General features: G+C 30.5%; 12 protein-coding genes. 9 read left to right on the top strand and 3 right to left on the bottom strand.

What is annotated here, in order from left to right:
• Positions 1–66: 66 nt before the first annotated feature.
• Positions 67–1,896 (bottom strand): N-acetylmuramoyl-L-alanine amidase family protein, encoded by a 1,830-nt coding sequence (locus tag ACJDTP_RS01855; RefSeq protein WP_406760318.1) that lies wholly within the window; start codon positions 1,894–1,896, stop codon positions 67–69.
• 505 nt (positions 1,897–2,401) lie between these two features.
• Here ACJDTP_RS01855 and ACJDTP_RS01850 point away from each other — a divergent pair.
• A complete protein-coding gene (locus ACJDTP_RS01850) occupies positions 2,402–3,997 on the top strand; it encodes a peptide chain release factor 3 (RefSeq protein WP_406760317.1) in 1,596 nt (531 codons plus the stop codon).
• Between the two features lie 118 nt (positions 3,998–4,115).
• On the opposite strand, the gene ACJDTP_RS01845 is transcribed toward ACJDTP_RS01850, so the two are convergent.
• Positions 4,116–4,592 (bottom strand): PTS sugar transporter subunit IIA, encoded by a 477-nt coding sequence (locus tag ACJDTP_RS01845; protein WP_406760316.1) that lies wholly within the window; start codon positions 4,590–4,592, stop codon positions 4,116–4,118.
• Between the two features lie 442 nt (positions 4,593–5,034).
• Between ACJDTP_RS01845 and ACJDTP_RS01840 the strand changes: the two genes are divergently transcribed.
• The 4 genes from ACJDTP_RS01840 (at position 5,035) to ACJDTP_RS01825 (ending at position 10,216) form a co-directional block, all read left to right on the top strand.
• Complete coding sequence (locus ACJDTP_RS01840; protein ID WP_406760315.1) at positions 5,035–6,597, top strand: alpha-glucoside-specific PTS transporter subunit IIBC; 1,563 nt, start codon at positions 5,035–5,037, stop codon at positions 6,595–6,597.
• Between the two features lie 514 nt (positions 6,598–7,111).
• A complete protein-coding gene (locus ACJDTP_RS01835; RefSeq protein ID WP_406760314.1) occupies positions 7,112–8,446 on the top strand; it encodes a 6-phospho-alpha-glucosidase in 1,335 nt (444 codons plus the stop codon).
• Between the two features lie 254 nt (positions 8,447–8,700).
• Positions 8,701–9,492 carry a MurR/RpiR family transcriptional regulator gene (locus tag ACJDTP_RS01830; protein WP_406760313.1) on the top strand — a complete coding sequence of 264 codons (792 nt, stop codon included), beginning with the start codon at positions 8,701–8,703 and terminating at the stop codon, positions 9,490–9,492.
• On the top strand, positions 9,470–10,216 hold the full coding sequence (locus ACJDTP_RS01825) for a MurR/RpiR family transcriptional regulator (RefSeq protein ID WP_406760312.1): 747 nt from the start codon (positions 9,470–9,472) through the stop codon (positions 10,214–10,216). Before ACJDTP_RS01830 ends, ACJDTP_RS01825 begins: the two co-directional genes overlap by 23 nt.
• Before the next feature lie 86 nt (positions 10,217–10,302).
• On the opposite strand, the gene ACJDTP_RS01820 is transcribed toward ACJDTP_RS01825, so the two are convergent.
• Positions 10,303–11,373: a diguanylate cyclase gene (locus ACJDTP_RS01820; RefSeq protein WP_406760311.1), complete on the bottom strand. Its 1,071-nt coding sequence runs from the start codon at positions 11,371–11,373 to the stop codon at positions 10,303–10,305.
• Positions 11,374–11,552: 179 nt separating this feature from the next.
• Here ACJDTP_RS01820 and ACJDTP_RS01815 point away from each other — a divergent pair, with 179 nt between their 5' ends.
• The 4 genes from ACJDTP_RS01815 (at position 11,553) to ACJDTP_RS01800 (ending at position 17,829) form a co-directional block, all read left to right on the top strand.
• Entirely contained in the window at positions 11,553–11,879 is a 327-nt protein-coding gene (locus tag ACJDTP_RS01815; protein ID WP_012060854.1) for a hypothetical protein, read from the top strand.
• A 331-nt stretch (positions 11,880–12,210) separates the two neighbouring features.
• Positions 12,211–14,481, top strand: coding sequence for an N-acetylmuramoyl-L-alanine amidase (locus tag ACJDTP_RS01810; protein WP_406760310.1), 2,271 nt, complete (start codon positions 12,211–12,213; stop codon positions 14,479–14,481).
• Positions 14,482–14,946: 465 nt separating this feature from the next.
• Positions 14,947–16,932 carry an N-acetylmuramoyl-L-alanine amidase gene (locus ACJDTP_RS01805; RefSeq protein WP_406760309.1) on the top strand — a complete coding sequence of 662 codons (1,986 nt, stop codon included), beginning with the start codon at positions 14,947–14,949 and terminating at the stop codon, positions 16,930–16,932.
• 498 nt (positions 16,933–17,430) lie between these two features.
• The gene (locus ACJDTP_RS01800) at positions 17,431–17,829 is read left to right on the top strand and encodes a hypothetical protein (protein WP_103698914.1); all 399 of its coding nucleotides are present in this window, start codon (positions 17,431–17,433) and stop codon (positions 17,827–17,829) included.
• Positions 17,830–18,013: the final 184 nt, after the last annotated feature.

The following is an 18,013-nucleotide window of genomic DNA, read 5'->3' as shown; positions in this document are numbered from 1 at the left end:
TAAGGATGTATATAAACGACAGTATAGAAAACCTTGTCCTTTTATAAAGGAATAATTAGATTAAAACTATCTAATCCAAGCTCCATTAGAGCCTAATACATAACCATCAACAGTTGTGTTAGATAACATAGCCCCTGATGTATTTAAATAATACCAAGTTCCATTATCATTTAACCAACCAGTAGCCATAGCTCCTGATGAATTTAAATAGTACCAAGTTCCATTTAAGTTTAACCAGCTAGTAGCCATAGCTCCTGATGGATTTAAGTAATACCAAACTCCATTTAAGTTTAACCAACCAGTAGCCATAACGCCATCAGTGTTTAAATAATACCAAACTCCATTTAAGTTTAACCAGCCAGTAGCCTTAGTTCCATCTTCTTTATTATAAGTCCAAGTTCCATCAGCAGCTTGTACCCATCCTGAAGTTGTAGTTGGAGGATTAGTGTTATTATCATCATCAGAAGATTTTCCACCTATTAATGAGTAAACATCATCATCTTCGCTCCAAGCAGCTATATTGTCTTTATCATAAACTGAAAGTTCATCGAAAGATCCATCAACTTTGTAAACCTTGTCCCAATCATCTGTATTATCAAATTTATAGATATATCCACCATCTAATCTCCATAGGTTTCCATCAACGTCTGTTTGAACAGCTGATGTCTTATCATCTTGAGAACTTACTTCGCAATCTTCTTTGCTTTCATCTTCTTCGTCAGCATAGTAGTATCCGCCTTTTGTTTTTAATGAATATGCTCTGACAACAACTTTTTTATACTCATTCATTTCTGTATTGTAGGCTATAAGTTTTCCGTTAGCTACAGTAAATTTAGTATCTTCATTGATAGTGCCATCAGTATTTAGGAATAAGTCTTTAGCATCTAGGTTTTTACCGTCTTCATCAGAAAGTGCATAAGTAGTTACAGTTTTTGCATATTTAGCTCCATCAACATCATCAGAGTCTTGAGCTTTAGATATCTTTTGAATAGCCTTGAATGATACAGTTCTTCCATCATTTTCAACTTTAAATATTTGTGGTTTGTCGTTTGCATTTTCTGGGTTAAGTTCAACACCATTTATTTCACTTATTCTAGCTGTAGCAGCAGCATCAGTAGTTACATTTACTTTTATAGTTGCAAGTCTATAAATATAATCATCATCTTGTGTTAATATTTTATCTTGGGATACACTTGCAGTTAGTGCATCATCCTTACCAGCAGCATCGTAGTTATCATTAGTATTTTCTATTGTTTCTGTTTTAGTTGATGCACCATTAGCAGTGGTTGTAACCTTAACTTTTCCTAAGTTATAGTCAGCATCAATGTAACCACCTTTTGTATCAGTATAAACATTAAAAAATTGTTTTGATGCATCTGTTCCTTTTAGTCCATTAACATTATCATTCACAGCTTTATCTGCTGCTTTATACTGTGTGTAGTACCATGGGGCTTTATATTTAGCGCCTGGAACTATATTCATTTTGGTCAAATCTTCAGTATCACTTTCATTTTCATCAACTATAGTTTTAGCAAAATCTTCATCATATCTGTCATCAGTATCATCTTTAACTTTCTTTCTTAAATCTTCTGCAGCATCGTCTGCAGTATCGCCCTTAGTATCATCATCAGTTATACTACCTTTATCTAAATCTACAGTGTAATCTCCATCATTTATATCAAGATATTTTTCTCCGAATAGATCAGCGTCATCTCCTGAATCAATATCTTCTAATTTGTTAAATTTTCCATCAGATACATAATAAGCTTCTTCGTCATCGTTAATTTCTCCATCAACAAAGAACTTACCGTCCTTATAAGCTACTGCATTGTATACAGTACCATCGTCTGAATCAATTTTCTTTACATCTGCGGCATAAGCAGGAACTAAAGACATAACTTAAGCAGCTGCTATTAATAAAGATGTAATTTTGTTTGCTCTTTTAAACATAATTTTTTCCTCCCTAATAATTAAAAATTTAATATAAAAATAAAATTTGTTAACAAAACTTATAATTTAATCTAAAAGTTTTGAAACTAACAGAAACTAATATAATATGATTTAGTTTATGTTCCATTAAATCATTATATAGTAAAAAAGTGACAAAAATGTTATGAAAATATAAATTTAATCTAAACAAATAATTAAATTTTTGTTACTATTTACTTTTTGTTTTTATAATCAATCTTATTTAATAGATTAGTTTATCTGGCATTAATAAAGGATAGGCTCAAGTAAATATACTGAATAAAGTGTACATAATATATTTCATATGATATAATAATTTAGTTAATAATGAAGTCGTATAAGTATATATAAATGAAGTTATAAATTTTAAATAAAGCTATATAGGTTTTATCATTTTAAAATAATGATATATAAAATTTAGGAGGATTTAGCGTTGGCTGATTATATAAAAGAAATAGAGAAAAGAAGAACCTTTGCAATTATATCTCACCCTGATGCAGGTAAAACTACACTTACAGAAAAGTTTTTATTATATGGAGGAGCTATTAGACTTGCAGGTTCCGTTAAAGCCAGAAAGGCATCTAAGCATGCAGTTTCTGACTGGATGGAAATCGAAAAGCAAAGAGGTATCTCAGTTACTTCTTCAGTTATGCAATTTAACTATAATAATCACTGTATTAACATATTAGATACCCCAGGTCACCAAGATTTCTCAGAAGATACATATAGAACTCTTATGGCTGCAGACTCAGCAGTTATGGTTGTAGATGCTGCTAAGGGTATAGAAGATCAAACAAGAAAGTTATTCCATGTTGCTTCTTTAAGAGAAATGCCAATCTTTACATTTATAAATAAGATGGATAGAGAAGCTAAAGATCCATTCCAATTATTAGATGATATTGAAAATGAACTTGGAATTAAAACTTATCCAATGAATTGGCCAATTGGTTCTGGTAAGGAATTCAAAGGAGTATACGAAAGAGACAATAACAGGATTATAGCTTTCAATGGTGGAAATCACGGTCAAAATGAGGTTGAAGCAATAGAAGGTTCACCAGATGATCCTAAGTTTAGAGAAATATTGGGAGATGCTCTTCACGATAAATTGATGGAAGATATTGAGCTTTTAGATATTGCTGGAGATGAATTAGATTTAGATGTTGTACGTCGTGGAGAATTAACACCAGTATTTTTTGGATCAGCATTAACTAACTTTGGTGTGGAACCATTCTTGGAACATTTCTTAGAAATGACTACATCACCACTTGCTAGAAATTCAAGTGGTGGAACTATTGATCCATTTGATGATAAGTTCTCTGCTTTTGTATTTAAAATTCAAGCAAATATGAATAAGGCTCATAGAGATAGAATCGCATTTATGAGAATTTGTTCAGGTAAATTTAATAAAGGTGAAGATGTATACCACATGCAAGGTGGAAAGAAGATTAAATTAGCTCAACCACAACAATTTATGGCTCAAGATAGAGAAATTGTTGAAGAAGCTTATGCAGGAGATATAATTGGTGTATTTGATCCAGGTATATTTTCAATTGGAGATACACTATGTGCACCATCAAAGAAATTTAAATTTGAAGGAATTCCAACTTTTGCACCAGAACATTTTGCAAGAGTAAGACCAGTAGATACTATGAAGAGAAAGCAATTTATAAAAGGTGTTTCTCAAATCGCCCAAGAAGGAGCAATTCAAGTATTTAAGGAAATTCACATTGGTATGGAAGAAATAATAGTTGGAGTTGTTGGTGTGCTTCAATTTGAAGTATTAGAATACAGATTAAATAGCGAATATAATGTTGATGTTAAAATGGATAGATTAGACTACAGATATGTAAGATGGATTGAAAATAAAGATGTTAACATGGATTCATTGAACTTAACTTCTGATACTAAGAAGGTTAAAGATTTTAAGGATAGAAATCTTCTTATATTCCAAAATGACTGGGGTATAAGCTGGGCACTAGAACATAATAAGGGATTAATCTTATCTGGTGTAGGAAAAAGTGAAGAATAATAATTAGATGAATAGAATCTAATAAAAAATAAATTATAAATAAAAAAATCCCAATAGGGATTTTTTTATTTATAGCTGATTTATAACCATAATATAAAGTGTTTTAATTTGATGTTTTTTACAATTTGCATTCCATAACTATATCTTTGCCGTGACAAACTTCTTTATTAAGAATTGGATTTAATTCTTTTAATTTATCATGGTTAGCTACTAAAACTGGTGTTATTAATGATATACCTTTGGACTCAATAAACGATCTGTTCAGTTTTAAAATAGGTGTGCCAGCAGTTACTTTAGTGTTAACAGACTTTAGGATTTCAAATCCTTCACCGTTTAATGAAACAGTTTCTAAGCCTACATGAACTAATAATTCAATTCCACTGCTAGTTGTTATTGCGAAAGCGTGTCCACTATCCATTATTAATGATATAGTACCGTCACAAGGTGCAACAACTATATCACCAGTGGAATTAATTGCGATTCCATCACCTGCCATTTTGTCTGCAAATACTGGATCAGGAACTTCGCTTAGATCTATAGTTCTTCCTGAAATAGGAGCAATTATAGTTAATGGTTTCTTAAAAAAATTAAACATAAATATATGACTATATTAAAGATATTTTTAGATATATTCTACTTTATTGGGATATATAGAAAGAACATGTTTCTAAACGATAATCTTCAAAAAGTCATTCACCTCTCTTTCGTGTATTCTAATTATTATATAATTATATAATGTTAACATAATTACAATGAATTATACTAGTCAACTTTCTTATTGATATGTGTATTCTTAAGTAGAATGCGTAAAATAAAATCACAAGATTCAACTAAGGTGTATTAAGTATAATATAGGTTAATTTTACTTATATTTTATTTAAAAGCAATAGTATTACATAATAGTGTGAAAATTCACGTAAAAAGTGAAAAATTTCATAAAGATTAGTTTAATTCCTAAAGTACTACAGAATATTGATAATGAAAAATGATAATGTTAACATGAAATTGTAGAAAACAGAGAAAGGATGAAGAAAAAAATGATGCAGAAAATTCAAAAATTCGGTGGAGCGATGTTTACACCTGTTCTACTTTTTTCATTTGCAGGTATTATAATTGGTATAGGAACATTATTTACTACACAGACAATTATGGGAGGATTAGCAGATCCAAGCAACTTGTGGTTTAAATGCTGGAATGTAGTTTTACAGGGTGGCTGGACTGTATTTAATCAATTACCATTATTATTTGTAGTAGGACTTCCAATCGGAATGGCAAAAAAGCAAAATGCAAGATGTTGTATGGAGGCATTCGTATTATATTTAACATTTCATTATTTTCTAAGTACTATCATTTCACAATGGGGCGAATTTTTTGGAGTTGATTTCTCTGCTCAAGTAGGAGGAACTAGCGGTCTTACCATGATAGCCAATATTAAGACATTGGACATGGGAATGATTGGTGCATTACTCATTTCAGGACTTGTAATTTATTTACATAACCGTTTTTTTGATACTGAATTACCAGAATGGTTGGGAACGTTTAGCGGATCTACATTTGTATTTATGATTGGATTCTTTGTTATGATTCCAGTAGCAGTTCTTGCAGCATTTATATGGCCTAAAATTCAACTTGGAATGCATAGTTTTCAAGGTTTTGTAAAAGGTGCAGGGGCATTAGGTGTATGGGTGTTCATTTTCTTAGAACGTGCTTTAATTCCATTTGGATTACATCATATACTGTATTCTCCGTTTTATTATGATAATGTTGTAGTACCAGGAGGTCTTTATTCTTACTGGGCAACAAAGTTACCAGAAATAGCGGCTTCCAAAGCCTCTTTGAAATCGTTATTACCAGAAGCAGGATTTACAGCTACAGGATACTCTAAAATTTTTGGATGTCCAGGTATTGCATTAGCATTTTATGCAACAGCAAAACCTGAAAAGAGAAAAAAGGTATTGGCGTTACTAATACCTATTACATTAACTGCAATTTTGTGTGGTGTAACAGAACCAATTGAATTTACATTTTTATTTATTTCACCAGTGCTATTTGTAGTACATGCACTACTTGCAGCAACAATTTCAACAACTATGTATCTTGTGGGGATTGTAGGAATATTCTCTGGTGGAGCTATTGAAATGGCTTCTTTAAATTGGATTCCTCTAATGGGAAATCATTGGGTCCAATATTTACTCCAGTTTGCTATAGGACTTTGTTTTACAGGAATTTGGTTCATAGTATTTAGGACCTTAATTTTGAAATTTAACTTTAAAACTCCTGGTAGGGAAGATGAAGAAGAAGATATAAAATTTCATTCAAAAGCAGAGTATAGAGAGAAAAAAAGTGATTTAAAAGATAGTAGTAAGGCAGTATTTGCAGAAAATATCTTAGTTGGATTAGGCGGAAGAGATAACATTGTTGATGTTACAAATTGTGCAACTCGTTTGAGAGTAAATGTAAAGGATCCAGCTCTTTGTAAGGATGATCTTTATTTTAAATCTATTGGAGCTCATGGATGTTCTGTAAATGGAAAATCCTATCAAGTTATTGTTGGATTGAAAGTTGCACGAGTAAGAGAAGACTTTGAAGCGTTACTGTAAAGATAGGTGGAGAAGTTAAGCTTAAAAATGTATGGTATATAATTTCACTTGTATTTTTATTGATTAAACATTGAAAGCATATAATTCTTGGTTAAAGAATGTCTTAAAACTAAACGGAATAAAGCTTTTAGCACTATTTCAGTGTAATTATAGTGATAAATTAGTATGCATTTGCTTATCTGCTAATTTTAGAATTAACGTGCAACAAACAATATTTTTAAATAAATTAAAAGCTGATTTCTGCGTAGCAGAGGTCGGCTTTTTATTTTATAAATCATATATCATTGAAGGATTCAGCGTTATGTAAAATCTAGTTTTAAATTTCAACTAGTTAAAAAATATAATTTTATAACAGAAATTTCCTGTGAAAAGTCACAGAAAATGTTAAGAAATACACTTGAAATGCTTATTTCCCTAAAGGCTTCATCTATATTGTAAGGCGCCTTTCTCAGGTGTATTATGTACTCAGAAAAGAGAAAAAAGCAAAAAATAAGCAGGTTTTGGAGGAAGAAAAATGGCAAAGAAGAAGTATTCAATTACAGTAGCAGGTGGAGGAAGTACGTTTACACCAGGAATTGTACTTATGCTATTAGAACACATGGACAGATTTCCAATTAGATCTATTAAATTTTATGACAATGATGCAAGTAGACAAGAAATTGTGGCAAAGGCATGTGAAATTCACTTAAAAGAACATGCTCCAGAAATTGAATTTGCATATACAACTGATCCAGAAACAGCATTTAGTGATATAGATTTCGTATTAGCTCATATCCGTGTTGGAAAATATGCAATGCGTGAGAAAGATGAGAAGATTCCACTAAAATATGGAGTGGTAGGACAAGAAACTTGTGGACCAGGAGGGATTGCATATGGAATGCGTTCTATTGGAGGAGTTATCGAAATACTAGATTATATGGAAAAGTATTCACCAAATGCATGGATGTTAAATTATTCAAATCCAGCAGCTATAGTGGCAGAAGCAACAAGAAGATTAAGACCAAACTCAAAAATATTAAATATTTGCGATATGCCAATTGATTTAGAAGAAAAAATGGCAAGTATGTGTGGCCTTAAATCAAGAAAAGAAATGCAAGTATCTTATTATGGATTAAATCATTTTGGATGGTGGTCAAAGATTTATGATAAAGATGGAAATGACTTAATGCCGCAAATTAAAGAACATATGGCAGCAAATGGATTTGCAGATGCATTATCAGATACAAATCAACATGTAGATGAAAGCTGGGTACACACTTTCCAAAAGGCAAGAGATATATTTGCAGTAGATCCAACAACAATTCCAAACACATATTTAAAATATTATTTATTCCCAGATTATGTGGTTGAAACTTCGAATCGAGAATATACTCGTGCAAATGAAGTAATGGATGGAAGAGAAAAACATGTATTTGGAATATGTAAGAAAATTATTGAAAGTGGTACAAGCAAAGACGGAGGTTTTGAAGTGGATGCCCATGCAACATATATTGTAGATTTAGCATGTGCAATAGCTGAAAATACAAGGGAAAGATTCTTACTTATAGTTCCAAATGAAGGGGCCGTAGAAAACTTCGATAGAACTGCAATGGTTGAAATACCATGTATAGTTGGAAGCAATGGTTATGAAAGGATATGTCAAGGGAATATTCCTCAGTTCCAAAAGGGATTGATGGAACAACAAGTAAGTGTAGAGAAATTAGCAGTAGAAGCATGGATAGAAGGAAGTTATCAAAAGTTATGGCAATCACTTACTCTTTCAAAGACAGTACCAAGTGCAAGAGTTGCAAAATTAATATTGGATGATTTAATTGAGGCAAATAAAGGTTATTGGCCAGAATTAAAATAATTAAAATATATTAGAGATATCAATAAAAAAACAATAGCTTATAAAACTTTATTTATATTATGTAAAAAAGAGAAATGAGTTCAAGAGGACTTGTTTCTCTTTTTTTCAGAAAAGATATATTAACCTTTAGTTTTTATTCTAACTAAATTCGAGAATTAATTCGTTAAGTGTTTACAATAATAGACAAAAGATAAATTATAGAGTAGAATTTAAAGAAACATGAAACAAAGTAGAAAATAGTGGTGGGGAATATTATGAAACTAGATGAACTTATAAACAAGTACCATAAGCAATTAAATGAAAATGATTTATATATTTGGAATTATATTTCTAAGCACCGAAAAGAGTGTGAAACTCTTGCAATAGATCAATTAGCACATAAATGTAATGTTTCTAGAACGACTATTCTTAGATTTGCACAAAAATTATCACTAAAGGGATATGGGGAATTAAAGGTTTATTTAAAGCTTGATAATGAAAAGTCAAAAGAGAATGTTAATAATGTAGAGGCTGTTTGCGATGCCTATAGTGAAGTAATAAAAAATATAAAGGAAAAGGATTGCACAGATATTTTTGAATTGATTGATAAATCCAGAACACTCTATGTGTATGGAATTGGAATGGTACAGTCGTCCATAAAGAAAGAATTTAAGCGTACTTTTTTAACTGCTGGAAAAATATTTTATGACTTAAGCGGTTATACTGAAGCAAATGCTATAGTAGATTTGGCTACGGATGAAGATGTTTTCGTAATTATTTCAGTATCAGGTGAGAATCAATTTATTATGGATTTTGCTAAAAATTTGAAAATTAAAAATATTCCTATTATATCAATAACAAAGTTAAAAGATAATTCTTTAGCTAAATTAAGTGATTATAATCTATATACATCTACAGCTCTTATACCAAGTATCTATAATGACATAGATTTTGAATCTTTAACATCATACTTTATTTTAATTGAAATATTATTTTTGAAATATATGGAATATAAAACACAAAAAAATAAGAAGGAAGAAAAGCATGAAATTGGAAACGTTGATTGATGAAAATTATGAAAAATTAAATGAAAGTGATTTGTATATATGGAAGTATATTTTACACCATAAAAAAGAGTGCCAAACCATGTCAATACAAGAATTAGCTTCTAAATGTAATGTTTCTCATACAACTATTTTACGTTTTACACATAAATTAGGATTACAAGGATATAGTGAAATGAAAATTCATTTAAAATGGGAAGACAAGCAGCGAAATTCATTCGATAATAAAGAAATTGAAAAAACATATAAAGATATTGAGAAGACCATGGAAATTATGAAAGAAAGAGATTTCTACGATGTATTTGAATTAGTTGAGAAGGCAGATAAAATTTATGTTTATGGATCTGGAGCAGTACAAAAAAATGCAGCAAAAGATTTAAAGCGTAGTATGATTTTTGGCAATAAGCTAATCTATGTCATAGAGGGAAAGGAAGAAACTAACATTATTTTAGATGCTTTATCTTCAAAAGATATTTTTTTCTTATTATCTTTATCCGGAAACAATTTATTTATGAATGAGTTTGCGCAAAAGTTAAAGGAAAAAGATGTGAAAATTATTTCTATTACTCAGGTTGGAAATAATGAATTAGCTTCTATCAGCGATATTAGCCTTCAATTCTATACACATCCAATTTCAGTAGGAGAAAATAAAACAAAACTTTATTCAACTACACAATTTTTTCTGATAAATCAAATATTGCTTTTAAAATACTTAGAATATAGATGATGCTTTTAAATCTAACGGCAGATTTATTACTTAAATAAAACTGAGATTCAGGTGAATTTAATCTACACCTGAATCTCAGTTTCATTTTAGCATACTTTATTTCTTCCTGTGCGCTTTGCTAAATATAATGCATTATCAGCTTTGCTTAAGAGAGTATTTATATTTTTTGTTATATCAGGATAAGAACTAATTCCAATGGAAACTGTTATTTTTGCTGTGGCATTATTGTCAAGTTTAAAAGTATTGCATTCTACATTTTTTCTTATCTTTTCTGCAATATCAACTGCATGTTTGTAATTGCAATCTAGTAAAACTGCAGTGAATTCTTCACCACCATTTCTTGAGACAATATCGAAAGTTCTACAAGAATTAATTAAAAGTTTGCTAAGTTGTTTTAATACTAAATCTCCAGAATGGTGTCCATAGGTATCATTAATATGTTTGAAAAAATCAATATCTATCATGAGAATTGACAAGTTTTCTTTCTTTTGTAAGGTGTTTCTAATTGTTTTATCTAATAGTCCATTAAATGCTCTTACATTATTAAGCCCTGTAAGAAAATCTTTTCTCGAGTCTACTTTGAGTTTTTTATACATTTTATTAGTTTTGGAAATGTAGTTTAATTCGTAATAAACTACAGTAGAAACCATTATTATAGAAATAACAAAGCTTCCTAGAGCAGGGAGTATAAGATTCATATCTTTTAAAACTAATGAAATCCAAATTATTGTTGATATTATGTTAACTATAGTCATCAAAAAATATTTCTTTGAAAAGTTTATCTTATATCTTGATATAATAGTAAAAATTATTAGTAATATAAATAAATTTCCAGAAGTAATTAAAGAAGAATAATTTATTCCAAAGAAAGTAAGTCTAAATAGTATTATTATAAATACACTTATAAAAGTTGATATAAATCCTCCATAAATTGAAGTGATTATAACAGGAATAATTCTAAAATCTATTATTGTATTGTGAGTCAAATTAATTCCATAAAATATAAGTACACATCCAGATAAACCAGATAGCATGCCAAAGCATAATTTGAATTTTACTTTAGAATTTGATTTTATAAATTCATCATTTAGTATGTGGCTCCCTAAATATAAAAAAGATATAAGAATTGCAGCGTTCGCAAATAATAATTTAAGCATAAATTCTCCTTTCGATCTAACATATCTAGCAGTTATAATCTATACTTCTGATAAAATATATTGTTCAAATTATTATTATGTATTTATTAAATAATAATACTTTTATTTATAAAGTAACAAAACGACAAGATTACTCATATTATTATTATATAAAATCTTTGTACATGGAGAGGAAGAGAATGAGTAACTGTAACTATTGTGATCCTGGCTTTGAAAGTCCCGGAGCAAACACTCTTGGAGCAAATTGTAATGAACCAATTAGTGACCTAACTTTGTCTACAATGGTTGTAGGAAATCAAGAAGCCGTGTTAAGTCGTTTAGTAACGGTACTATTATTTCTATATGCATTTACTAACCAAAATTTTATTTGTCATTTAATCAATACTAACGAAAAGCTGTTATGTAACCAAATGTGTCTTACAGATAAATTAGTAGACAATTTAATAGACAACCTAAATGACTGTAAGAGCGATCTTGCAGGTTGTAGGAGACACCATAGTCACTAAAAGAGAGCACTAAAACAGGCTCTCTTTTAATTATGTGCAATAAAATATTTTTGTTTGAAGATATATATACATTATAATTCAGCTTATATATTCTAAGCATATCTGATAATGTGTTTTATTAGAACTCTAGATATAGTTTTACTATAAAACAGATATATGATTGTAATTAATTAACACATTTACATATTAAAAATTGATTAAAGCTATGAAATTTATTGATAAAAAACAATAACTGTGGTTTTATTCTAAAAAAGTCCACATTTTTTCAAATTTGCCTTTAATGCCATGACGTTTTTTGTTAAAATCAAATGTAAGGAGGTGGCACACTGTTTTGAATATTAAAAAGAAATTTACAACATTTGCTTTGGCATTTGCAGTTGTATTAAGTTTAATTCCAGGATTAAGTGCACAAGCTGCAACTACTGATTTTAAAATAATTTCAGAAAGTAAGGTTACTGCAAAGCAAGCAAAAAGTTGGGCTAAATCTAAAGGAGCAACAGATACTTTTGCTGATTTAGCAGATCTCTACTTCAAATACGCATCAGAACATGGTGATGTAAATCCAGCAATCGCATATGTACAAGCAGCAAAAGAGACTGGATATGGTAATTTTGGTGGTGTTCTAGATGAAAGTTATCACAATCCATGTGGACTTAAAAATCCATCTGGTGGAGGCGATACTGATAAAAATGCACATCAAAAATTTGAAAGTTGGGATGAAGGTGTACAAGCACATTTGGATCATTTGGCTCTATATGCAGGAGCAGATGGATATCCAAGAAAAGATACGTATGATCCAAGACATTTTGTGACAATTAAGGGTAAAGCAACTACGGTAAATTCTTTGGGTGGAAAGTGGGCACCTAGTGCTACATATGGAGAAGAAGTTAATGCATTATACAAAAATTTAATGGATTATGCTGGAATAGATTATCCAAAAGATAATGGTAAAACTCCAGATAATCAACCATCAAATGCGTCACCAAATCCAGCAACTCCTGAAAGTAAGCCTAGCGCACCAAATGCATCTGATATTATTACAGAGAATAAACCTCAAAGTGCAAATGATACTGTAGACAATAGTGTTAGTATAACATCAAATATTGGTTGGAAGTATGAGAATGGAGCTTGGTATTACTACAAATCAGATACTACCAAAGCAGTCGGTTGGATTAAACCAGATAAAAATTGGTATTACTTAAATGATGAAGATGGTAAAATGACAACTGGCTGGATAAAAGATAATGGAACATGGTACTATATAGATAAATCAGGTGCTATGGCAAAAGGTTGGAGGCAAGTAGATAATAACTGGTATTTACTAAAGGATTCAGGTGCCATGGAAACTGGATTTCAATTTGATGGATCAGGATTATATTATCTAAATGATTCTGGAGCTATGGCTACTTATAATGGTTGGACAAAGATAAATAATAAGTGGTATTACTTTGAGAAAAGTGGAAAGATAAAAACTGGATGGTTCAAGGAAAATGCTAAGTGGTATTATCTTCAAGGCGATGGAAGCATGGTAACTGGTCTTAAAAATATAGACAATAAGAAGTATATGTTTAATGATAACGGAACCATGACTAGTGGTTGGATGAAATTAAACAATTACTGGTATTACTTTAATACAGATGGTAGTATGGCAACAGGATGGATTATTGATAATGGAACTTACTATTATTTGTATGAAACCGGAGCTATGGCGAAAGGATGGATTAATCTTGGTGGAGCATGGTATTATTTAAAAGACAGTGGTACAATGGCGACAGGATGGGTTACATCTAATGGAGATTCGTATTATCTAGATACTTCAACAGGAAGAATGGTTACTAATACAACAATAGATGGATTTAAGATTGGCTCTGATGGGAAAAAGCAATCTTCATCTAATCAAAATGATGAAGATAGTTCAGGAAACAATACTCCAACAGATCAAGACGATGAAGATAATTCAGGAAATAGCCCTTCAGCAGGAAGTAATTCTTCAAATGGTAAAAAGACTATAGTAATAGATCCAGGACATGATTATGGCAAAGATTATGGTGCTGAAAGTACTATTGATGGAGTTACTTACAGTGAAACAGTTCTAAATATGCAAGTTGCAGATAAGTTAAAGACAGAACTTCAAAATAGAGGATATAATGTCATAATGACGAGAAATCTTGGTGAGCAGCCTTCATATGGCTCATTAGTTGCGAGTCTTACTCATAGGGTTGATGTTGCAAATAATGCTAATGCAGATTTCTTTATAAGCGTACATCACAATTCAGCTGGGGAGACAGCGAAAGGCGTTCTGACTCTTTATAGTTCAGAAGCCCAAGACTCTAAGTTTGGGGGAAAACTAGATAGCAATAGAATAGAAAGAAGTAAGCAAATGGCAACTCTTATAAATAATAATATTGCTAATAAGCTTGGCTTAAATAATAGAGGTGGACAGGAACAAAATTTATTTGTATGTAGAAATACCAATATACCAGCAGTTTTAGTTGAAGTTGGATTTATAACAAATAAAGAAGAAGCAGCAAGATGCGCTGATCCAGCTAGTCAAAAAAAGGTAGCTCAAGCAATAGCAGAAGTTATTGCTGGTAATATTTAAAATGTAATTATATTAAATTAACTAAGATCCAGGGAGAAAACTAAAGTTTGATATAGTTGAGTTCATACCATCAATATGTATAGTATAATTACAAAATTTACAGTAGATAAGTATTAAATAAAAGCTTTGAAGTGTTATTCAATAACATTTCAAGGCTTTTATCTATTTATCGGAGTATGTATTAGCAAAGTCGTTGGTTTTAGTAAAAGCATTTATTATTAGTAAGACTAATATTTAGCGAATTTTATATTTAAAGAATATAAAAAATGTAAATTTATGTAGCCTTGTTGCTAAGTTTATGATTGTATTCGATAATTTTCCTTAAGATAGTGCCATATATTTGGATATATTAGTACCTAAAATAGAATAAAAGCTTGTACTATATAATGGACAAACTACTTTTAGGGAAATTTTGTCTATATAATTTTTGTTCTTTAGAACTAAATAGAACGGGGGAAAGCTGTTTTGAAGGCTATTAAGAGATCGACTACATTATTTTTTGCTTTTGTGATAGTTTTAATATTAATTCCTATTACTAGCGTAAAAGCTGCTATCACTGATATTAAGATAGTATCAGAGACGAAAGTAACAGCAAAACAGGCTGAACAATGGGCTAAATCAAAAGGTGCAACAGATGCGTTTATTAATCTGGCAAAGTTATATTGGAAGTATTCGCCAGAGCATGGAAATGTTAATCCAGCTGTAGCATATGTGCAAGCTGCAAAGGAAACAGGCTATGGCAAATTTGGAGGAGTTATAAATGAAAGCTACCATAATCCATGTGGATTGAAAATAAGTGCTGGTGGATTGGATAATGATCCAAATGCTCATCAAAAATTCAACACATGGGATGAAGGTGTTCAAGCACATTTAGACCATCTAGCACTTTATGCAGGTGTAGATGGATATCCAAGGAGTGATTCATATGACCCAAGGGATTTTATTACCATAAAAGGTACAGTAGTAACGGTAAATGCTTTAGGTGGAAAGTGGGCTCCAAGTCTTACATATGGAGAAGAGGTTAATCAATTATATAATGATTTATTAGTCTCAGCAGGAATTGTATCAAAATCAGATAATGACACTTCTAAAAATTCTGGTAGTGATAACGACTCAGGCAAAACTGTAGGAACTGATAAGCCTCAAACAAATACAACAGTTCCAACTGGAATGGAAGCAACCAAGCCAATCCCAGCATCGCCGGATGGTAGTAAAGGTATTTCTTCATCAATAGGTTGGAGATTTGAAAATGGAAATTGGTACTACTACAACTCAGATGGGTCTAAAGTTACTGGGTGGATTAAGCCTGATGGTAACTGGTATTACTTATATAGTGATGGAAGTATGGCAAAAGGCTGGAGTCTTTTAAGAGGAAAATGGTATTACTTTAAATCAAGTGGAGTAATGCAGCTTGGATGGATAAAAGATAGCAATAAGTGGTACTATCTTCAAGGAGATGGAAGTATGATTACTGGATTTAACTTGATTGATGGTAGGAAATATTTTTTAGATTCAAGTGGAGCAATGAAGACTGGATGGGTTTCAATTAGTGGACAATGGTATTATTTCAATAGTGATGGAAGTATGCTGACTGGATGGATTAAACCAGATGGAAGTTGGTACTATTTGTATTCCAATGGAGTTATGGCGACAAATTGGCTTCAGCTTAATGGAACATGGTACTATTTAAGAAGTAATGGCACTATGGCAACAGGCTGGATTTTATCTGGAAATGCCTATTACTATTTATTGCCTGTTTCAGGAGCAATGGCTAAGAATACAGTTATAAATGGATGGCAGATAGGTGAAGATGGAAAAAGAGGAGATAGAATGCCTGGAAGTACAAACGGTAAAGTCATAGTTATAGATCCGGGGCATAACTTTGGCGGTGATGATGGCGCATATTCAACTAATAATGGCATTACATATTCTGAAAGAGATTTAAATATGCAGGTTGCGGATAAGTTGAAAGAAAAGCTTGAGGCAAATGGATATACAATAATCATGACTAGGAAATCATCTGATAGAGAAGTCTTAGGAGTTACTCAAAGCCTTACTAATAGAGTTAATATAGCAAATAATTCAAGGGCTGATTTATTCATAAGTTTGCATCACAATTCAGCTGATGCAGAATCAGCAAGAGGAGTTGAAGTTTATTACAGCTCAAGATCACAAGATGAAAGTTTTGGTGGCGGATATAGTTACGATAGGCTTTCTAAAAGCATGAATATAGCTTCATCCATAGCATCATCTCTTACAAATAGCACAGGGGCTATAAATAGAGGTGCTAAAGATGGTAATTTATTTGTATGTAGAAATACTACAATGCCAGCTGTTTTAGTTGAATTAGGATTTATAACAAATACAAATGAAGCTAAAAAATGTGCAGATTCATCATATCAAGATGTAGAAGCAACAGCAATTGCTAATGCAGTTTCAACAATAATTTAAATGATTTTACTACTGAACAGAATGGGCAATTTAATAGCTATAAAAATATGGTGAGAAAAGTTTTAATACAATATACTGATATATTATTTGAAAATAATAATCGGTATATTGTATTATTTTTTTATAATAATACTAACAGTAAAGAATAAAAAATGTTCGTAAGCATATTTTTCATTATCCTGCATTAGTAAAATGTTTGCGATATACCTAACATAGCATTATTTTGTTTCGTGTTTTATAAGAAGTATTAATATAGCTTTTAGACTGTTACTTTATTTTATGTGCTATAGATGAAATGATTTATAACTTAATGAATTGATTATATTTTCCAGTAAAAAAGTGAGTTTATATTTAAACTAATAGGTTGTAAAATTTTGAGGGATTTGATTACGAATGTATATACTAAAAAATTAATGGATTATTAATAATATAAATATTGATAGATCTTATTAATTATACTATATTTTATATTAATAGAATTCAAGAGAGGTGAAGTCCATGGATAGGTTAAGAAGATTTATGTTTGGAAGATATGGTGGAGATGAATTATCCAAAGCATTACTTGTTTTATCTTTTATACTGTTGTTGGTAATGAATTTCGTACCAAATAATTTAAGATTTCTAGTAATATTAGCATATACTCCTGCAATGATATGTATGTTTAGGATATTTTCAAGAAATATATATAAGAGGAGAAATGAGAATTATAAGTATTTAAAAATTAAAAATAAAATAGTAATGTGGTTCAAGAATAATATAAATAGAATAAAAACATTAAAGACCTATAAATACTATACTTGCTCAAATTGTAAGCAAAAATTAAGAGTACCAAGAGGAAAAGGAAAAATGTCTATTACATGTCCAAAATGCAAAAGTTCGTTTAAAGGAAAATCATAAAGTGTTTCACTTAGGGAATATAAATAAGATTATAGAAGTTTAATAAAAGTACCTTTCATAATATATAACTGCTGTATTATATTATGGAAGGCTATTTTTTATTTAGATGAGCAAATTTCATATTTGCTAAATAGCTAATTTTCTAGTTTTAAGTTATTTAAAAAAGGAAAATCACCCCAAGTGT

The organism is Candidatus Clostridium helianthi (assembly GCF_045310795.1).
Taxonomy (GTDB): Bacteria; Bacillota; Clostridia; order Clostridiales; family Clostridiaceae; genus Clostridium; species Clostridium helianthi.
Note: the sequence above shows the minus strand (reverse complement) of the source record. Positions and strands in the feature narration are given on the sequence as shown.